The organism is Burkholderia arboris, from assembly GCF_902499125.1.
GTDB lineage: Bacteria > Pseudomonadota > Gammaproteobacteria > Burkholderiales > Burkholderiaceae > Burkholderia > Burkholderia arboris.
The window spans coordinates 338,374-356,584 of sequence record NZ_CABVPX010000001.1 but is presented as its reverse complement, the minus strand read 5'-3'; the positions used below and the strand labels follow the sequence as shown (position 1 = coordinate 356,584).

The 18,211-nt window shown below is 67.2% G+C and carries 17 protein-coding genes; 11 read left to right on the top strand and 6 right to left on the bottom strand.

Translation table 11 applies throughout. The features are described 5' to 3' along the window. Positions 1 to 18 precede the first annotated feature (18 nt). Both BLA15945_RS01590 and BLA15945_RS01585 read right to left on the bottom strand, forming a co-directional pair. Complete coding sequence (locus tag BLA15945_RS01590; RefSeq protein ID WP_174991299.1) at positions 19 to 1,365, bottom strand: substrate-binding domain-containing protein; 1,347 nt, start codon at positions 1,363 to 1,365, stop codon at positions 19 to 21. Between the two features lie 164 nt (positions 1,366 to 1,529). Continuing rightward, entirely contained in the window at positions 1,530 to 2,867 is a 1,338-nt protein-coding gene (locus BLA15945_RS01585) for a substrate-binding domain-containing protein (RefSeq protein WP_059240046.1), read from the bottom strand. A 637-nt stretch (positions 2,868 to 3,504) separates the two neighbouring features. Here BLA15945_RS01585 and gspF point away from each other — a divergent pair. Continuing rightward, on the top strand, positions 3,505 to 4,722 hold the full coding sequence (gene gspF / locus BLA15945_RS01580; protein ID WP_174991298.1) for a type II secretion system inner membrane protein GspF: 1,218 nt from the start codon (positions 3,505 to 3,507) through the stop codon (positions 4,720 to 4,722). A gap of 8 nt (positions 4,723 to 4,730) precedes the next feature. Here gspF and BLA15945_RS01575 read toward each other — a convergent pair whose 3' ends face one another. Beyond that, positions 4,731 to 5,177 carry a type II secretion system protein N gene (locus tag BLA15945_RS01575; RefSeq protein WP_174991297.1) on the bottom strand — a complete coding sequence of 149 codons (447 nt, stop codon included), beginning with the start codon at positions 5,175 to 5,177 and terminating at the stop codon, positions 4,731 to 4,733. A 64-nt stretch (positions 5,178 to 5,241) separates the two neighbouring features. Here BLA15945_RS01575 and gspG point away from each other — a divergent pair, with 64 nt between their 5' ends. The 8 genes from gspG (at position 5,242) to BLA15945_RS01535 (ending at position 11,198) form a co-directional block, all read left to right on the top strand. Next, positions 5,242 to 5,700, top strand: coding sequence for a type II secretion system major pseudopilin GspG (gspG, locus tag BLA15945_RS01570; protein WP_407045081.1), 459 nt, complete (start codon positions 5,242 to 5,244; stop codon positions 5,698 to 5,700). Positions 5,701 to 5,704: 4 nt separating this feature from the next. Then, positions 5,705 to 6,208 (top strand): GspH/FimT family pseudopilin, encoded by a 504-nt coding sequence (locus BLA15945_RS01565; protein ID WP_233464099.1) that lies wholly within the window; start codon positions 5,705 to 5,707, stop codon positions 6,206 to 6,208. A gap of 28 nt (positions 6,209 to 6,236) precedes the next feature. Continuing rightward, positions 6,237 to 7,712, top strand: a complete 1,476-nt coding sequence (gene gspL / locus BLA15945_RS01560; RefSeq protein ID WP_174991296.1) for a type II secretion system protein GspL — start codon at positions 6,237 to 6,239, stop codon at positions 7,710 to 7,712. Next, on the top strand, positions 7,676 to 8,188 hold the full coding sequence (gene gspM / locus BLA15945_RS01555) for a type II secretion system protein GspM (protein WP_174991295.1): 513 nt from the start codon (positions 7,676 to 7,678) through the stop codon (positions 8,186 to 8,188). The genes gspL and gspM overlap by 37 nt, the downstream gene beginning before the upstream one ends. Positions 8,189 to 8,353: 165 nt before the next feature. Continuing rightward, entirely contained in the window at positions 8,354 to 9,100 is a 747-nt protein-coding gene (locus tag BLA15945_RS01550) for a secretin and TonB N-terminal domain-containing protein (protein ID WP_174991294.1), read from the top strand. 6 nt (positions 9,101 to 9,106) lie between these two features. Beyond that, entirely contained in the window at positions 9,107 to 9,655 is a 549-nt protein-coding gene (locus BLA15945_RS01545) for an RNA polymerase sigma factor (RefSeq protein WP_059240062.1), read from the top strand. Positions 9,656 to 9,666: 11 nt separating this feature from the next. Continuing rightward, complete coding sequence (locus BLA15945_RS01540) at positions 9,667 to 10,662, top strand: FecR family protein (RefSeq protein ID WP_059240064.1); 996 nt, start codon at positions 9,667 to 9,669, stop codon at positions 10,660 to 10,662. 275 nt (positions 10,663 to 10,937) lie between these two features. Beyond that, positions 10,938 to 11,198: a FecR/PupR family sigma factor regulator gene (locus BLA15945_RS01535; RefSeq protein ID WP_174991293.1), complete on the top strand. Its 261-nt coding sequence runs from the start codon at positions 10,938 to 10,940 to the stop codon at positions 11,196 to 11,198. 236 nt (positions 11,199 to 11,434) lie between these two features. Here BLA15945_RS01535 and BLA15945_RS01530 read toward each other — a convergent pair whose 3' ends face one another. Further along, positions 11,435 to 12,259, bottom strand: coding sequence for a hypothetical protein (locus BLA15945_RS01530; RefSeq protein WP_059240960.1), 825 nt, complete (start codon positions 12,257 to 12,259; stop codon positions 11,435 to 11,437). Between the two features lie 164 nt (positions 12,260 to 12,423). On the opposite strand from BLA15945_RS01530, the gene BLA15945_RS01525 reads away from it, so the two are divergent. Continuing rightward, positions 12,424 to 14,079, top strand: a complete 1,656-nt coding sequence (locus BLA15945_RS01525) for a type II toxin-antitoxin system Phd/YefM family antitoxin (protein ID WP_174991292.1) — start codon at positions 12,424 to 12,426, stop codon at positions 14,077 to 14,079. A 28-nt stretch (positions 14,080 to 14,107) separates the two neighbouring features. Here BLA15945_RS01525 and gspK read toward each other — a convergent pair whose 3' ends face one another. Both gspK and BLA15945_RS01515 read right to left on the bottom strand, forming a co-directional pair. Then, on the bottom strand, positions 14,108 to 15,103 hold the full coding sequence (gspK, locus tag BLA15945_RS01520) for a type II secretion system minor pseudopilin GspK (protein WP_059240961.1): 996 nt from the start codon (positions 15,101 to 15,103) through the stop codon (positions 14,108 to 14,110). A gap of 33 nt (positions 15,104 to 15,136) precedes the next feature. After that, entirely contained in the window at positions 15,137 to 15,700 is a 564-nt protein-coding gene (locus BLA15945_RS01515) for a hypothetical protein (protein ID WP_059240070.1), read from the bottom strand. Positions 15,701 to 16,497: 797 nt separating this feature from the next. On the opposite strand from BLA15945_RS01515, the gene BLA15945_RS01510 reads away from it, so the two are divergent. Beyond that, positions 16,498 to 18,150, top strand: a complete 1,653-nt coding sequence (locus BLA15945_RS01510) for a ShlB/FhaC/HecB family hemolysin secretion/activation protein (RefSeq protein ID WP_233464098.1) — start codon at positions 16,498 to 16,500, stop codon at positions 18,148 to 18,150. Positions 18,151 to 18,211: the final 61 nt, after the last annotated feature.

The following is an 18,211-nucleotide window of genomic DNA, read 5'->3' as shown; positions in this document are numbered from 1 at the left end:
CTGGATGGAGGGGGGTCTTTACCGGCCGGAATACAGGCCCCCCGACGAGCCACAGACTTCCGGGTTGCCAATATCCATGTAGTTTCCGCTTGTGTTGCTCAGGATGCTTGCAACGATGGCACTCCGGAAGCTTGATGGTACGGTATCGAAGCCGTTGCCATGAATGACCGACGCGTAGCTGGCGTTCGTGTAGTGGTTGTTCAGGAAATCGTGAACGGCCGTCGTTGTCGCTGCGCTGGTGTAGCACTGGCTCAGGAGGATCTGGCTCGAACCGGATATCGGATAGCCGGAAAGCGGGTTGGCAAGGGCTTTGTAGGCGTTGCCGGAAACAGGGGCCCACAACGTGGGATCCTGGCCAGTGGCTCCTTGCGGTGGCGAGAATGTGCCGAGCGCTTTCGTCGCGTTTGCGTACGTCGGTGCGTAGTAGACTTTGTCCGCCGAGTTGTACAGGCTGGCGACCGGAAGCTGCAGCGCACCCGACGACGTTACGACCGAACTGGATGGTGCCAAATACGTGTTCGCATAGGCCGGGCTCAAATAAGCGACGGCCGCCGTGCCCATCGACCACAGCGATGCAAGTGACGCACGAATACCACCGTCGCCTGACGCTGCGATGAAGTTGGATGGCATGCCTGTGGGGAAGGCCGTCACATTTGCGAACGTCAGGGAATCGACAAACGTGACGCCGATGTTGTTCGTGTTTGCCCTCGTGCAAACGGCAGCCAGGTGGCGGGTCAGCAGTTCGGTCGTGCCGCTGCCGTCCTGGCGATAGACGACCTTGATCGGCGTGGGGGTCGTCGTGTAGGGCACGCCGGATTCCGGGTTGATCACTTGTCTCCAGTCGGTGATCCAGCCCGAGAAGATGCCGCACAGGTCGTTGTCGTTCAGTGCAATGCTGTGCGCCTGCCCCGGCGTTGTTTGCGGCGTGATCGAGCTCGTCACGGCGGGGCCGCGGACGACCGGCACCGCGATAGCCGTCACGACGTACGGGATCTGGATCAGCGGGCCGTCGGTGGTGCCGCGACCCGTGTCGTTGTATGCCGTGACCTGAGCAGTCGTGAGTGCGGCGTCGCTATTCGCGAAATGAACTGCGCCCGTAACACCCGTGCCGAAGAATGTCGGCTGGTTGTTCAGGAATGCGTTCTGGCCAGCACCCGAGCCGACCGAATAGTACGTGAACGTGCCTTCGGACGTGCCGAACAAGCCGGTTTCAGTCGCTGCGTTCGCGGTGCTGCCGAGCAACGGCGCGACGAGCGACGAACCACCGCCCTGAATGACCGGGCCCGCAGCGAATGCGTGTTCTGCGCTCATGCCCGAAATGACGAGAGCCAGCGCCTGACAGATTTTTCGTCGGATGAAATTCATGGAGGGCTTTCACGATGCCGACGGATGTTCGCGCACCCTTCGGAGCATGACGTACGTCAGGTTCCAGCGTGACGGTGTCGCGCATGGTCGGCGTGTTGAATAAAAAAAACCGTCTCGATTACTCGAGACGGTTCATCGGGACGTTGATTCAGGAGCGATTCAGCTTACCGGCCGGCATAGCCGCCAGCACCACAGACGGCCGAATCGTTGATGTCGAGGTAGTTGTTGCTCGAGTTGCTCAGGAAGTTCGACGAAATCGCGGTCTGGAATCCCGACGGCACGGTGTCGAAGCCGTTGCCATGGACGACCGACGCGTAGCTGGCGTTCGTGAAGTGGTTGTTCAGGAAGTCATGAACAGCCGTACCCGCCGCAGCGTTGGAATAGCACTGGCTCAGGATGATCTGGCTCGTGCCCGAGACCGGATAGCCGGAAGCGGGGTTGGCCAGGGCAGCATATGCCGAACCGGAAACCGGAACCCACTGGGTCGGATCGCCAGCAGCATTGCCCGACGGAGCGGTAATCGTACCGATCGCCGTCGTCGCGTTCGCATACGTCGGTGCGTAGTAGGCTTTGGCCGTCGTGTTGTACAGGCTGGCGATCGGGAGTTGCAGCGCGCCCGACGACGTCACGACCGAGCTTTGCGACGCGAGGAACGTGTTCGTGTAGTCCGGGCTCAGGTACGCGACAGCGGCCGTACCCGCTGCCGACAGCGCTGCGAGCGAACCGCGCACGCCGCCGCTACCCGATGCGCCGACGAAGTTCGACGGCACGCCGGACGGGAAGGCGCTCGTGTTCGCGAACGTCAGCGAATCGATGAACGTCACGCCGGCCTTGGTGTTGGCCGTCGTACAGACAGCAGCCAGGTGGCGCGTCAGCAGTTCGGACGTGCCGCTGCTGTCCGAGCGGTAGACAACCTTGATCGGCGAGCTGGTCGTCGTGTAGGCCGAACCCGTTTCCGGATTGATCACCTGGTTCCAGTCGGTGAACTTGCCCGAGAAGATGCCGCACAGATCGTTGTCGTTCAGCGCGATGCTGTGTGCCTGACCCGGCGTCGTTTGCGGCGTGACCGAGCTCGACACGGCCGGCGCGTTGACGACCGGCACCGTGATGGCCGTCACGATGTACGGGATCTGGATCAGCGGACCGTTCGTGGTGCCGAGGCCCGTGTTGTTGTACGCCGTGACTTGAGCGGTCGTCAGCGCGGCATCGCTGTTGGCGAAGTGAACCGTGCCCGAGACACCCGAGCCGAAGAACGTCGGCTGGTTGTTCAGGAATGCGTTCTGACCGGCGCCCGAGCCGACCGAGAAGTACGTGAACGTGCCTTCGGACGTGCCGAACAGGCCGATTTCGCTGGCGGGGTTGCTGACCGAGCCGATCGTCGGAGCGACGAGCGACGAACCGCCACCTTGAATCACCGGGCCTGCGGCCATCGCGAGGGATGCGCCCATGCCCGAAACGACGAGAGCGAGGACTTGACAGATCTTGCGCTTGCTGGATTTCATGAGAAATTTCCTTGGACGAAGATAAACGGGAAGCCTGCTGCTGCGGTTTGAATACCGTGTTGACCGCCGGGTAAATGTAGGGGGAAATCCGTATGACGCGTGTGAATTTTTAATAACGAAAGGTACGGAACATTTTTGGCGATATTGCCGGTGCGTTATCGGGGTGGGCGGAGCAACGATTTACGGTAGATTGGCGCGATGGACGGTTCCCGGATGTCGGGAAGACGAGGGTGTGCCTCGGCAGGGCCTTGCTTTACGGATCTGAAGTTGCGCGGATTGTCGCTATCGCAACTCCAAGTCAGTTTCGTGGCGAATGCTACGGAACATTTCCTCCGCGTGTGAATGAGGTATCCGGTCAGGATGTTTATGGAATTGAGCGCATCGAGTCATTAAATGCCATTCAATTCGTGGCGGCTGAATGAATGGTGATTAATTTTAGGCATTGATGAAAATGAAATCGTTTTTCCAATATAAAAAAACGACCAAAGGTAATAAGGCCCGCCGGAGCCCTAAAAGGTAGCCCAACATCCGTCACAAAATTGCGCCGGTTCGCTCCGTAGTCTTCCCCGGCGATTCCGTCGGCCACATTGCACGATGTCGCCGAAAAAACCCGCACGCGTGACACGAGGGTACTGACATGTCGGCATTCCGCTACGAAGCGATCGATCCCACCGGCCGCACGCTGAAAGGCGTGCTCGAAGCCGACAGCGCACGCGCAGGCCGCAGCCATCTGCGTACGCAGGGCCTTACGCCGCTCGTCGTCGAACTGGCCGCACAACGCCTGCACGGCCAACGTCATCAACGGCTGTCGCTCGGTCGCAAGCTGTCGCAGCGCGAGCAGGCGATCATCACGCGCCAGCTCGCGAGCCTGCTGGTCGCGGGGCTGCCGCTCGACGAAGCGCTGTCGGTGCTGAGCGAGCAGGCCGAGCGCGAATACGTGCGCGAGCTGATGGCGTCGATCCGTGCGGAAATCGTCGGCGGCCATTCGTTCGCGAATGCGCTCGGCCAGCATCCGCGCGATTTTCCGGAGATCTACCGCGCGCTCGTCGCGGCCGGCGAGCACACGGGCAAGCTCGGCATCGTGCTGTCGCGTCTCGCGGACTACATCGAGCAGAGCAACGCACTGAAACAGAAGATCCTGCTTGCATTCACCTACCCGGGCATCGTCACGCTGATCGCGTTCGGCATCGTCACGTTCCTGTTGAGCTACGTGGTGCCGCAGGTGGCCAACGTGTTCACCAGCACGAAGCAGCAGTTGCCGACGCTGACGGTCGTCATGCTGGCGTTGTCCGATTTCGTGCGGCACTGGTGGTGGGCGTCGCTCGCGGCGACAGTCGCGATCGTCTTCGCCATCCGCAAGGTGCTGGCGCAGGACGGGCCGCGGCTCAGGTTTGACCGCTGGCTGCTGACCGCGCCGCTCGCCGGCAAGCTTGTGCGGGGCTACAACACGGTGCGCTTCGCGAGCACGCTCGGCATTCTCACTGCGGCGGGCGTACCGATCCTGCGTGCGTTGCAGGCGGCCGGCGAAACCCTGTCGAACCGTGCGATGAGCGCGAACGTCGACGATGCGATCGTGCGTGTGCGCGAAGGCTCGGCATTGTCACGCGCGCTGGCCCATACGAAGACGTTCCCGCCCGTGCTCGTGCACCTGATCCGTTCGGGCGAGGCGACGGGTGACGTGACGACGATGCTCGATCGCGCATCCGAAGGCGAATCGCGCGAGCTGGAGCGCCGCACGATGTTCATGACGAGCCTGCTCGAACCGTTGCTGATCCTCGCGATGGGCGGCGTGGTGCTCGTGATCGTGCTCGCGGTGATGATGCCGATCATCGAGTTGAACAACATGGTGCAGTGAGGCGCGTTTCAGCGCACGAACGCGTTTGCCTTTTGCACGGCGGGCAGCGCGATCTCGCGTTGCAGGCCGTTGCGGTCGACGACGATCGAGCGCGCGCGGATTTCCGCGAGCTTCGCGGCTTCGCCGATCGCCGAGCCGAGCCGTACGACGCGCGCCGCTTCGCCGCCGACACTGACGATCGCGGCCGCGCGGCGTGCATCGAACGCGAGCACCCCGAGCAACTGGATCGTGTCGCGGCCGTCGTCGGGTTTGGCGCCGAACAGCTGCGCGCCGGCCGTCACGTCGAAAGGTGCGGGCGGCGCGGTGCGGGCGGGCGGCGGTGCATCGGGCGCGTTCAGCACGCGTGCGGCCCACATCGAGACGGCGACGAGCGCCGCGGCGGCGGCGACGGTCGCGGCGAGCGGCATCGGATCGATGCGGGACGGAACGGTGCGGAGCAGGGCGAGCGGTTTCATGGCGACGGGTCGGTTCGATGAACGGGGAACAGCTTCCATTCTTTGACGCAAGGGTGAATGCATGATGACGCACCACGAAGCAGTCCGAATGCTGCATGCGCGCCGTCGCAAGCAACGCGGTTTCACGCTGATCGAGATCATGGTGGTCGTCGCGATCCTCGGGATTCTCGCGGCGCTGATCGTGCCGAAGATCATGAGCCGTCCCGACGAGGCGCGCCGCATTGCCGCGAAGCAGGACATCGGCACGATGATGCAGTCGTTGAACCTGTACCGCCTCGACAACGGCCGCTATCCTTCGCAGGAGCAGGGGCTTGCCGCACTGGTCCAGAAGCCGGCGACCGATCCGGTGCCGAACAACTGGAAGGACGGCGGTTATCTGGAGCGCTTGCCGAAGGATCCGTGGGGCAACGCGTATCAATACCTGAACCCGGGCGCGCACGGTGCGATCGACGTGTTCAGCTACGGTGCGGACGGCAAGCCGGGCGGCGAGGGGAATGATGCGGACATCGGTTCGTGGCAGTAACGGCATGACGATCGCGCATGCCAGGAGACGGCGCCCGTTCACGCATGGTCGCGCGGCGGGTTTCACGCTGCTGGAGATGCTCGTCGTGCTGTTGATCGTCGGGCTGCTGGTCGCGGTCGTCACGCTCGCGCCGACGCGCAATCGCCGCACCGATCTGGCCGAGGAAGCGCAGCGGCTCGCGAACCTGCTCGAATCGGCCGGCGACGAAGCGCAGGTGCGCTCGATGCCGATCGCGTGGCAGCCGGTGGGCGGCGGGTACCGGTTCGTGCAGCGCACGGAAAGCGGCGCGTGGGCGCCGATGACGGACGATCTGTATCGCGCGCGCCGCTGGGGCGCCGAGGTGACGGGCGTGTCGGTGCGTTATACCGGCGGCGGCGAAACGCCGTCGCGGATCGTGCTCGGCAGCGAAAGCATCGACGTGCCGGTGACGATCACGCTGTGGTCCGGCGACGTGCGGATGGCCGTCGTCGGCACCGGCATCGGCAACTTCGTCGTGAGGCGGCCATGAGCGGCGTGCGAAGCGCCCGGGAGGCGCGATGACGAGCCTGGTCGTACTGTTGCCGTCGATCGGCACGTTCGATGCGTCGGGGTGGGAAGCAACCGAGATGCCGTACGCGTTGTTCGACCGGCGCGGGCAACGCGTGCGCGGAGGGCGGGCAAAGCGCGACGCGTGGCCGAAGGCCGCGTCGACCGTGCTCGTGCTCGCCGCACGCGATACGCTGCTCGTCGACGTGAACCTGCCGCCCGTGACGGGCACGAAGCTGCGGCGCGTGCTGCCGCATGCGATCGAGGAGTATCTGATCGGCGATGCGCAGCGAAGTCACGTCGCCGTCGGCCCGGCGGCAAGCGGCGATACGGCGCGGCCCGTGGCGGTCGTCGATCGCGAGCGGTTCCGCGAAGTGGTCGGTTGGTTCGACGATGCCGGCCATCGGCGCGTGCGTGCGGTGCCGTTGATTCACTGCTTGATGACGGCGGACCGTGAGCATGCGGATGGCGGCGAGCAGGGCACCGTGTTGCCCGAGCCCGCAACGTCGCCCCCATCGCGAGCATTGTCATTACCGAACGGCGACGAAGACGGCGAAGCGACGGTGCTCATGCGCAGTGAAGCCGATGCGCGGCTCGTCAGTCCACCGGCGTTGAGCGAAGTGGATGCCGGCCGCAGTGAAGCGGACGTACTGATCGTCTGTCCGCCCGCATCGAGCGAAGCCGATACCGATGCGGCCGGCCACCCGCTCCGGCTCGAACTGGCCGTCAGGCGGGGAGCGTCGGGGTTCGGCCTTGAAACGCGTGCGTCCGCACTGGATGCGACGATTGTCGAGTTGTCGAAACAGGATTCCGTGCGAGTGCACGCGCTGGTTGTCGACGTTCACGACGAGGTCGAAGGTGCTTCCACCGCCGCATCGGACCTGCGTGCTCGCATGTCCGGACATTCCGCATTTCCGCTCGCCGCACGCACGCTGCGGTGGGACACACTTGCACGCGGCGCGTACGACTGCAGGTTCGACCTGTGCCAGTTCGAATTCGCCCGCACCGCACGCGCTGACACGGGCGGATGGCGCCGCTGGCGCGTGCCTGCCGGCCTGGCGATCGCATCGGCCGCCGTCGCGATCGCGACGATCAACGTGCAATGGTTTCAGCTCCGTCATCGTCAGGATGCGTTGAATGCGGAACTGACGGCCCGCGTGAAAGCCGCCTTTCCCGAAACCACCGTGATGCTCGACCCGCCGATGCAGATGCGCACCGGGCTCGAACGCCTGCGTGCGGCGGCGGGCGAACTGCGCGCAAACGATTACCTGGTGCTGTCGGCGGCGCTGTCGCGCGCGCTCGGTCCGATTCCGTCCGATGCGATCGCGACGCTCGACTATCGCGACGGCATGCTGGCGGTCGCCTTCCGTCCCGGTACCGCCGTCGACGGCGACGGATTCCGCCGGCGCCTGCAGGCCCAGGGCGTGACGGTCAACGAGGAGGAGGCGAAGTGGATGCTCGGTTCCACGCGGCCCGCGCCGCGCTGACGCAGTGGTTCGACGGACGTGCGCCGCGCGAGCGTGCGCTGCTGGCGTCGGGTGGTGCCGTGTTGCTCGCGGCACTGGTCTACAACGTGATGTGGGAGCCCGCAAACACGGGCCGCGCGCGCATTGCGGCAAACCTGCCTGCATTGCAGAGCCAGGTTGCGGAAGCCGGCGGGCAACTCGCGGAGGCACGACGGCTGCGCGCGGCCGCCGCGATCCGGCCGCCGGCCGGTGCTGCATTGCGGGAAGCGCTGGCCGCGTCGCTCGCGCAGGCGGGGATCGCGAAGGCGCAGGTGGCGGTGCTCGGCGAAGGCATCCAGGTGGACGCGAAGGGCGTCTCGTTCGCTGCGTGGATGGACTGGCTCGACCGCATGCGCCGCACGCATCACGTGCGCGTCGTGAGTGGTCACGCGAGCGCGGACGGCAAGCCCGGCGTGACGACGGTTTCGGTGCTGCTGCAGCCGCAAACAGTGCGTTGAATGCGTACCGCACGACACTCGGGAAAGTATTGAATCGCTTCGCGGCACGGTTCACCTGACTGTCATAGTGCCCGCTCACAATCTGACGTTCGTTTGCCGCGGAACCGCTCACGGGGGGGCGCGTTCCGCACGGCAACGTGCAACTCCACTTCCGTCCAGGCATTCATGACTCGTTCACGGGCGCCGACCGGTGTCCTGGCGCTCGTCGCGTGGCTCGCGTTCGTCGTGCTGTGCATGCGCGGCGTGCACGCGCAGGAGCCCGGGTCCATCGGCCGTCAGCCGGGTAGCGCGGTGCATTTCGATCTGCCCGCGCAGCCGCTCGCGAAGACCTTGCAGGACTTCGCGCGGCTCACCGAGCTGATCGTGCTGGCGCCGGCGCCGCTGCTCGACGGGCGCACGAGTGCGCCGGTCCAGGGTGAATTCGCGCCGCGCGACGCGCTCGAGCGGATGCTGGCCGGAACGGGGTTGCGTGCGGAATTCTCGCGTCCGGACGAAGCGATCATCGTCGCGCAGCCGGCCGCCGAGATGGCGCCCGCGACGGCCGACAGGCCGCCGGATGCGGCCTTGCCGATCGACGGGATCGGCGATTCCGGCGATCGGCGCGCGTTCGCGGGCCTGCTGCAGGCGCATCTGATCGATGCGCTCTGCGCGCAGCCTGCGGCCGTGCCGGGCAGCTATCGACTCGTCGCGCAGGTGCGCATCGACAACAGGGGGGCGGTGGTGGCGGTCAACATGGTGGCATCGAGCGGTTCGGCCGCCCGCGACGCGGCGGTAATGCGCGCGCTGCGTGCATTGAAGCTGGACGACGCGCCGCCTGCGGACCTGCCGCAGCCGGTCACGATCCTGCTGCGGCCGGCCGGCAACGGCGTGCATTTCCGCTGTCCGGCGCCGCAGCCGGCGGTTCGGGGCTAGGCCGCCATGTCCGACAGCAACCGCAGCGGGCTCCGGAATCTGCTGGCGACGCGCTACGCGTATCTCGTCAGGCGCCTCGAGCGCGTGACGGGGTCGAAGGACGGCGCCGCCGACGCGCTGCACGAAACCTGGCTGCGTCTCGAGAATGCGAACGTCTCCACGCAGGTGACGAACGCGGACGCCTATATACTCGGGATGGCGAACAATGTTGCAATCGACCAGCATCGCCGCGAACGGCGTCATCTGCACGACGACGATGTCGAGACGCTGCTGGAAATGCCCGACGAGCTGGCGGACCCCGAGCGCATCGTCGCGGCGCGCCGCAAGGTCGAGACGCTGAAGGACGTGCTGCGCGGCCTGCCGCCGCGGCGCCGCGCGATCCTGCTGGCCGCCCGCGTGGACGGCCTGCTGAACCGCGAGATCGCCGAGCATTTCGGCATTTCGCTGCGGCTCGTGGAAAGCGAACTGAGCGCGGCGATGAAGTACTGCCTGCAACGCATGCAGGAAGACGGTGATCCGTACTCGGGCACGCGAGGCGGCCCGCGTAAATTTTGAGCATCCGGACGATGACGAAAGCCCAGGCCCAACCTGCCCACGACGAACTCGACGAAGCGAGTGCGTGGCTGCTGCGTCTGCGCTCGGGGGACGCGAGCCAGGCCGAAGCCGACGCGTTCGAGCGCTGGTGCGCAGATCGTCCGCAAGCCGCCGATCTGCTGCGCGACACCTGGAGTTCGCTGCGCACGGCCGCAACCGAACTCGCGCACGAGGAGCGCACGGCCGCTGCCTGGGCAAACGTTGCAAAGCGCGAGCGCACGATGCGCACCGGGCGCCGCGCGTTCATCGGCTTCGCGGTCGCGGCGGGCGCGTCGTGGCTCGCGCTGCGCCCGCCGATGCAGCTGTGGCCTTCGCTGGGCGACATGGCGGCCGATTACCATACCGGCACCGGCGAGCAGCGCAGCGTTGCGCTGTCGTCGCGCGTCACGGTCGAACTGAATACGCAGACGCGTCTCGACGTGTTGCCGGCGAGCGATGCGCCGCACGGCGTCGAAGTCGTCGCGGGTGAGGCGGAGATCGACGCGGTCGCGCCGCCGGCCGGCCGCGCGACGCCGATCCAGCCCGTCACGGTCGTCGCGGGCGGCGGCCGCATGCAGGCGACGGTCGCGCGTTTCAACGTGCGGCGCACCGGCACGCAGGTCTGCGTGACCTGCCTGTCCGGTACGGTCGCGCTCAACCATCCGCGCGGTGCGCGTACGCTGAACGCCGACGATCAGGTGGTCTACGACGATCGCGGCGTGCAGCCCGTGTCGCGGATCGATCCGGGCGCCGTCAGCGCGTGGCGGCGCGGCATGCTGGTGTTCAACGGCGTGCCGCTGTCGGACGTCGTCGACGAGATCAACCGCTACCGGCACGGCAAGGTCATCCTGCGCAGCGCGTCGCTCGGCGCGAACCGGATGCAGGCGCAGTTCCCGATCACGCGGCTCGACGACGTGATCGACATGGTCGGCCGCCTGTACGGCGCGCACATCACGCGCCTGCCCGGCAACATCGTGCTGCTGAGCTGACGCGGCTTCCTGCGGCTTCCCGCGTCTTCCGTTTCCTTCCGTTCTCCCTTTCTCCGTCAGGCGGCTGCATCGCCGGTGCCGGGGCTGCCCGCGCTGCGGGTTACGGCCCTTCGATACGACTTTATCCATGAGGGCCGGCAAACGCCGGGCCGTCTTTCGTGACGGCCCGGCGGGGCGTCGTCGGACCCGAGGCGTGGGTGGCAAGCGCTCCGGCCGCGCAGCGATGCGCGGTGCGGGGAAGGTGTGTCGAATGAGCTTCGGGCGGTGGCGTGATCATGAACGAATCGCAACGGGATACGGATTCCGGCGACGCGAACACGCGCGCCGACGCAATCCGCGAGGGCGCGGTGCGCTGGCTGCTGTGGTTGCGCGCCGGCGACACGACGGAACAGGAGCGCGACGCCTTCGGGCGCTGGCGCGCGCAGAGCGACGAGCATGCGCGCACGGTCCGCGAACTGATCTGGATGTGGGCCGTGCTGGAACTGGTCGGCCGCCAGGAACCTGGCGAGCCGGGCGGGCCGACGCGCACGCATTGACGGGATGGGCGGGCGTTTCAATAAAGTCTGCGGGTTAGGCGCACCCGCTTCGACCTTGTATATGAGAGAGCGAGGGGGCCGTGAAGAGGGGCCATGAAGCGCGGCCGCAAAGCGGGGCCGCGGCAGGGAGACCGGGGAACGGGAGCCGGAATGGGCTTCCGGATCGCCGTGCACGCACGGCGGCCGGCGCGCGGCGAGATTGCGCCGGCCGGGCCACGAAAGCCCGGCTGCACGATTCAGGATGGCGACCCGTGCTGCAGGCCGGCGCGTGCGCCGCTCCATGCGGCGTCGAGCGGATCGCCGGCGTCGCGCAGCGGCTCGCGCAGAAAGGGAAAACGTTCGACGAACGGTGCGGATTCTTGCAGGGCCACAATATGGTTGACCATCCAATGCAGCAGTTCGCCACCGTGCCGGACCTGTTCCGGCCGCCAGTCCGGCATCGTCGAGAAGAGGGCGGAGAAGCCGCTCCAGCGCGACGGACGATCGTTGTCGCCAGGGCGGAAATAGGTATTCATCGCGACGTCGTGCGCGTCGGTCAGCGTACCGACGAACAGCCCGTGCGGCGTCGGCACGCCGATCTGCTGCCAGCCTTCCGCGAGGGCCAGCGAGCGCATCACGCGCGCCGCGACGAACGCGATGCGCGTCTCATGCTCGATTTCCGCGAGCGACATCACCCCGTTGCGCTGCATGCAGCGCGCGACCGCGTGCGGCCGGATCGCGTTCGACGCGAAGCTGCGCAGCACGAGATCGGGCACCGTCAATTGAAGCTGGAATTCGCGCAGGCCGTGCTCGGCGCTCATCGTCGAGAAATTGACGAACAGCCCTTCCACGTGACCCAGTGCGCCCACGTACGGCTCGAGCCCGAGGCGCGCGAGCTTCGGCGCGATCTGGCGCTCGAGCAGCCGCAGCAGGTTGCGGCGGTTGCGCACGCCGGTGAAATCGTCGATGCCGCGCGTGACGACGTCGCTGATTTCCCAGCGGCGCTCGTCGGCGACGAGCCGCGGGGAGCCGCTCAGGTCGAACCGGGCGCGGCCGTGCGCCACGCGTGGATCTACGTACATGCCGGTGCCTCGTGCATCGATTGCGGGCGGACCGCCGCGACGGCGCATCGTCGCGCGGATCGGGTCGCCCACGATGCTGCGGTGTCGCGCACGGCCCGTCAAGTGCGAATGCGCCGCGACGCCGGCCAGCCGGCTGGCCTGGCCGAACAGTGGGGAGTGACCGCATGATGCGCACGATCGTGGAACGCTTCGTCGAACAGAGCCCGATGACGATCATGACGCGGCTCGTGCTGCAGTGCGCGCTGCATGACGACTGGATCGACACGGCGGCCGACGCGGACGAAGCGCTCGACGACGAGTCGATTCGCGAGACGCTGTTCGCGCTCGCGGTCGACGCGATCGCGGCACTGGCCGCGCAGACGCAGATGCAGATGCCTCAGGTACAGCAGCCAGCGGCGGGAAATGCGTCGTCCGCATCCGCCGCCGCCGTGGCCGCGCTGCACGACGACATGAGCCGATGGCGGGCCGGCTGGGGGCGTGCGCTCGTCCGGGACAGCGCCGATCTGCTGCTGCCTGTCGCGGCGGCGCGGGCCGACGAACGGGCGGGCGGGTCCGGCGGCATGCGGCTGCGCGTGCTGGACGGCGCCGGTTGCGCGCCCGCCGCAGCCGGTTGCGGCTGCGGCCGCGCGTGCGACGATCCGGTGCGCGACGCGGCGATCGGCGTGACGGGCGCACGCGTGCTGCCGGTCTACGATCCGGATCTCGCGATGATCGTCGACCTGCTGCCGGTCGAGCGTGGCCGTGCGCACGAACGTGCGTTCGTCGGCGCACTGCTGGAAACGGTGCGGCCCGGCGAGCTGTGGATCGTCGACGGCCGTTTCGATACCGATGCGATCGTGTCGGGCTGGCCGCGCCGCGGCGGCGCGTTCGTGCTGCGCGATGACGGCGCCGCGGTTGCGTGCCGGCCGCCCGGCGGCTGGCGCGATGCCGGTCCGCTGGACGGCGGCGACGTGCGCGAGCAGGCGGTCGGCACGGCGGGCGACGGCGATACGGCCGGTACGCTCAGGCGGATCGAATGGCGCCGCCACGCGCCCGATGACGGCGCGACGGTCGCGGTGCTGACCAACCTGCCGGCCGAACAGTTCGACGCGTGCCAGGTGATGCAGATGGCGCGCCGCCGCTGGCGCGACGCGTTGCCGTTTCCGCTCGATGCCGTATTCGACGGCATGCCGTTCGGCGGCGTGCCCGCGCGCGCGTCGCTGCTCGCGAGCGGGATCGCGGCACTCGCGTACAACGCGTTCAGCGTGATGGCGCGTGTCGTCGCCGGCTCACTCGGCCTCGACGAACGCGACGCGGAACGCGTGCCGGCGCATATCGCCGACGGCGTCGCGGCCACCTACGCAGGGATGATGATCGCGCTGCCGCCCGACTGGTGGCGGCGCTACGACCAGTTGCCGGCGGCGACGCTCGGCCAGATCGTGCGGATGCTGGCCGTGCACGTCGATCCGCGCAGCGAGCGGCGCAGGCGCCGCGACAACCGGTTGTCCGCGAAATCGCAGGCGCTGCTGCGCGCGGCGACGCTCGAAAGCCTGCTGCACGACGACGGCGGCGATCCGGCCGCGAACGTGTTCAGCCTGCGCACGATCGCAATGGCGACGCGCGACTTCAGCAGCAATCCGTCGAAGGCGCTGCGGCACGCGGGCGAAGCGCTCGTGATGGTGACCAAGTACAACCGGCCGATCGCGCTGCTCGTGTCGATCGACGACTGGAACCGGCTGCTCGGCGAGGTGCGCGAGACGAGCCTCACGCGGCTGTCGTTCGACGGCGCGGCGACGCAGGGCATGCGTACGGTTGCGTTGAGCGAATCGTCGCTGAACTAGCCGGCGGCGCGGCGCGCGGGCGTCGCGCTCAGCTCGTCAGGCGGTGAACCCAGATCACCGAGGTCCACGTGAAATTGCCGCTGCCGTAGCGCGCGATCAGCGTGTCGACGCGCGCGTTGATGCGCGGCGAATGCACGCGGCAATGGACGATGAAGTAGGTGCTGTTGACGCCGACGACCGAACCGTCCGGCAGCGTCGGATTGCCGCCGCGCGCGGGCAGCAGGTACTCGGCGACGTCGCCGGTGCTGACGAAATACGCGGTGCCGCGCCGGTCGACGAGCCGTTTGGCCTGGCTGGGCGACAGCGTCGGGATCGCGGCGACGAGCACGGGCTCGGCCGCGGTATTGGCGTTGACGGTGGTGAGATCCGGCAGGACCGTCGCGTACGGCGCGAGCGTCTCGATCGCATGCGTATCGTAGCCGGGCACGCGCGCGAGATCGTCGATGGAAACGAGCTGCAGCGGCCAGCCGCCGGGGCCGTTCGTGTCGCGCAGCGAGCGCAGCATGTAGTCGGCCGTCTGCTGCGCGAGCCCGGGATCGAGCGACAGCTGGCCGAGCAGCCGCCGGTAGGCGAGCACGCCTTCGCCGTTGGCCTGCCACGGCTTGCCGGGCGCGATGCGCATCACGAGGTTCGTCAGGTTGAAGCGCGCCTGCGCATCCTCGACATGACCCGAGACCCACGCGCGCGACAGTTCCGCGTTGACCGCCGCGGCATCGGGCGGCAGCAGGTCGGCGAGCTGCACGTCGGCGGCCGGCGACGACCACGGCTGGCCGACGAACGTGACGTTCGACGTCGCGCTCTGCGCGCGCAGCGTGGCGCGCGCCCATTCGACCGCCGCGCGTTCGATCCACATCGTCTGCGTGGCCAGCCGCTGGTTCTCGACGTCGCGCGTCGCGACCTGCTGGCGCCACAGCACGCTGGCCGCGAGCGTCGCCGCCAGTGCGACGACGAGCAGCACCGTCACGATCGCGATGCCGCGTTCGCGCGGCCGCCGCGCCTTTCCGGATCTTCCATGTCGATGCATGCGCATGCTCCTGCTATCGCGGCGCGATGGCGCTCAGGGCTCGAACGCCAGCCACGCGTGTGCGATGCTCGCATGCGCAGATGACGTGACGCCGAACATCGCGGTGAGCCCGGCCACCCAGAACGCGAGCGTGGCGGGATGCGTGCCGTCGGCTGTCAGGGCAAGCGGGCCGACCAGCGAAGCGATCGTATGCGAGCGCCACAGCAGCAGGACGAACAGCGCGCAGCCGACCGCCATCGCGACGAAGAACAGGTACAGCGCAACCGTCGTGCGCCGCGTGAACGGGGTGCGGTGATGCCGCTGGTTCGTCGCGACGATCGCGGCGCCGTTGGCGACCGGCACGATTGCCATCGCGAGCATCCAGAACAGCGGCTGGTCGCTCGACGCATTGATCAGCAGCAGCGTGCCGATCGTCCAGATCGGCGGTGCGAGTATCGTGAGCACGCACCACGACGCCAGTTGCCAGGCCAGCCAGGGCGCGCGCCAGCGCAATGGACGCCGCGCCCCGGCGAACAGGTCAGGCTGCCGGCCGGCGGTCGCGGTATGGCCGGACAGCCGAGCGGCGAGCCACCGCGCGAACATCGTGGCGAATGACATGGATCGATCCCGTCGTTGATGTTTTTACCCAATAGCTAGGACGAAGCGGGCCGCCGCAAACCGCAGGATTTCGCATGACCGGGATACGTTGCACGGCGCCGCATCGCAAACCCGGCGTGCGGAAACGGTCTCGCGGGCGTTTCGTGAATATCTTCAGCGGAATGTCACAAAAACTTCCCGGTTGAAACCCGAGGATTGTCGTGCCGCCACAGGGGGCGCGCCTGGCGCGACGCCTTCGGAGCGGCAATTCGTTTGCCGGCGATCGCGCATGCGCGCGACGTGCGGGCGCCTTGACGGCCACGGCGGACGATACGCACACGAAACGGGGGCCACGCACATTCCTGCACAACGTCCCGCGCGATGCGCGCGGGTGCTCGTTGCGCGCGCATTGCAGGCCGCCCGCTGGCGGCCTTGTCCCGTTTCCGGCGTCGAGCCGGACGGCCTGCGAAAAAAAGTTTGCGGCAATGCGCGCCCGGTTCCGTCTAGGTAGGTGAGAGCGGCGACTCGTACGCCGCGCACGACGGCGGTCGCCGATCGACGCAACAGTGCCGATGCGTCGTCGGGCGGCCGGTCGTGACGATGCGCATCGCAAGTTGCGGGTTTTCCGGATTCGCTTCGTCCTTTCCGGTAGATGCGGTCGAACGCACCGGGTACGGGATTCGGGAAAAGCATTGCGCAGATCATCATAAGGATGGCGAATCAATCGTCATCAAAGTGAAACAGGCAACTGATAGCGAAGCGAGCGGCGGGTGCAGGCCGCTTCGCCGCGATCCGGAACAACAAAAGGGGAATGGCGCATGCCGCCGAGAGTAGACCGCAAGTCACGCGAACGATGGCGGCTGAATTGCCGATGCCTGGCCGGTGCGGTGCTGGCCGGCGGGTTGAGCGTCGCGCCGGGCATTCATGCGCAGGAAGCCGTGCCGGCCGTGAAGGCGGCGCCGGCCGCTCCGCAGTCGTTCGACGTGAATGCCTTCGTGGTGCGCGGCAACACGATGTTGCCGACGCTCGAGATCGAGAAGGCCGTGTATCCGTTCGAAGGGCCGGGCCGCACGCTCGCCGACGTGAACGCGGCGCGCGATGCGTTGCAGAAGGCGTACCAGGACCGTGGCTACCAGTCGGTCGTCGTCGAGTTGCCGCAGCAGCAGGTCAAGAACGGCGTGATCCTGCTGAAGGTGACCGAGGCAAAGGTCGGGCGCCTGCGCGTGGACGGCGCGAAGTACAACTCGCCGCAGAACATTCGCGACGCGGTGCCCGCGCTCGCCGAAGGCCAGGTGCCCGATTTCAACCAGGCGCAGCAGCAGCTCACCGACCTGAACCGCTCGGCGGACCGCCAGGTGATCCCGGTGCTGAAACCGGGCGCGCTGCCGCAGACGGTCGACGTCGACCTGAAGGTCGACGATCGCAGCCCGCTGCACGGCTCGCTCGAACTGAACAACGACAACAGCCCGGGCACGTCGACGCTGCGCACGACCGCGAGCCTCAGCTATTCGAATCTCTGGCAGCTCGGCCACGTGATTTCCGGCACCTATGTGATCGCGCCGCAGCATCCGAACGATGCGCGTGTCTACGCGTTCTCGTATCTCGCGCCGATCAAGGATTCGCGCTGGAGCTTCCTCGCGACGGTCGTGCATTCGGACAGCAACGTGGCGTCGGTCGGCAACACCAACGTGCTCGGCAAGGGCACCACGTACGGCTTCACCGCGATCTATTCACTGCCGGCGTCGGAGACCTACGCGCATTCGGTCAGCATCGAGATCGACCGCAAGCATTACGACGAAGACGTGTCGCTGCCGGGCCAGGGCGGTTCGAAGGCGCCGCTCACGTACGTGCCGGTGACGTTGTCGTACAACGGCCAGCTGAGCCTGAAGAACTCGCAGACGTCGTTCTCCGCGTCGCTGACGACCAACATCCGCGGCCTCGGCAGCGACTGGGGCGCCTGGGACAACAAGCGCTACAACGCGACGCCCGATTTCGTGTACGGCAAGTTCGACGTGAACCACACGCAGCGCTTCGCGAACGACATGCAGGCCAATGCGCACGTGAACGCACAGATCTCGAACTCGCCGCTCGTGTCGAGCGAGCAGTTCGCCGCGGGCGGGATGAACAGCGTGCGCGGCTACATGCAGGCCGAGAACACGGCCGACAGCGGCGTGATCGCGTCGGTCGAGCTGCGCAGCCCGTCGGTCGCGAAGTGGCTCGGCGGCGCGGTCGGCAGCCGCCTGAACGAGTGGCGCTTCCACGCATTTTTCGACGCGGCGCACCTGTGGCTGCTGAGCCCGCTGCCGGAGCAGACGGCGCGTTTCAACCTGATGAGCGTCGGCGTCGGCACGCGGCTGCAGCTCATGAAGTACGCGAGCGCGGATTTCGAGGCGGGCTGGCCGTTGAAGGCGGGCGTCTATACGCGGCAGTACAGCCCGCGGTTCGATTTCTACGTAAGGCTGGGGTTCTGACGGTTTTTTTGATCGTGGCGGGGCGATGCGACGAGCGCGGCGCCCGCCCATTCGGGGAGTG

Coding starts and splice junctions, on each gene's coding strand:
- BLA15945_RS01590 (WP_174991299.1), bottom strand. CDS start 1,365: ATGAATTTCATCCGACGAAAAATCTGTCAGGCGCTGGCTCTCGTCATT.
- BLA15945_RS01585 (WP_059240046.1), bottom strand. CDS start 2,867: ATGAAATCCAGCAAGCGCAAGATCTGTCAAGTCCTCGCTCTCGTCGTT.
- gspF (WP_174991298.1), top strand. CDS start 3,505: ATGTCGGCATTCCGCTACGAAGCGATCGATCCCACCGGCCGCACGCTG.
- BLA15945_RS01575 (WP_174991297.1), bottom strand. CDS start 5,177: ATGAAACCGCTCGCCCTGCTCCGCACCGTTCCGTCCCGCATCGATCCG.
- gspG (WP_407045081.1), top strand. CDS start 5,242: ATGACGCACCACGAAGCAGTCCGAATGCTGCATGCGCGCCGTCGCAAG.
- BLA15945_RS01565 (WP_233464099.1), top strand. CDS start 5,705: ATGACGATCGCGCATGCCAGGAGACGGCGCCCGTTCACGCATGGTCGC.
- gspL (WP_174991296.1), top strand. CDS start 6,237: ATGACGAGCCTGGTCGTACTGTTGCCGTCGATCGGCACGTTCGATGCG.
- BLA15945_RS01550 (WP_174991294.1), top strand. CDS start 8,354: ATGACTCGTTCACGGGCGCCGACCGGTGTCCTGGCGCTCGTCGCGTGG.
- BLA15945_RS01545 (WP_059240062.1), top strand. CDS start 9,107: ATGTCCGACAGCAACCGCAGCGGGCTCCGGAATCTGCTGGCGACGCGC.
- BLA15945_RS01540 (WP_059240064.1), top strand. CDS start 9,667: ATGACGAAAGCCCAGGCCCAACCTGCCCACGACGAACTCGACGAAGCG.
- BLA15945_RS01535 (WP_174991293.1), top strand. CDS start 10,938: ATGAACGAATCGCAACGGGATACGGATTCCGGCGACGCGAACACGCGC.
- BLA15945_RS01530 (WP_059240960.1), bottom strand. CDS start 12,259: ATGTACGTAGATCCACGCGTGGCGCACGGCCGCGCCCGGTTCGACCTG.
- BLA15945_RS01525 (WP_174991292.1), top strand. CDS start 12,424: ATGATGCGCACGATCGTGGAACGCTTCGTCGAACAGAGCCCGATGACG.
- gspK (WP_059240961.1), bottom strand. CDS start 15,103: ATGCATCGACATGGAAGATCCGGAAAGGCGCGGCGGCCGCGCGAACGC.
- BLA15945_RS01515 (WP_059240070.1), bottom strand. CDS start 15,700: ATGTCATTCGCCACGATGTTCGCGCGGTGGCTCGCCGCTCGGCTGTCC.
- BLA15945_RS01510 (WP_233464098.1), top strand. CDS start 16,498: ATGCCGCCGAGAGTAGACCGCAAGTCACGCGAACGATGGCGGCTGAAT.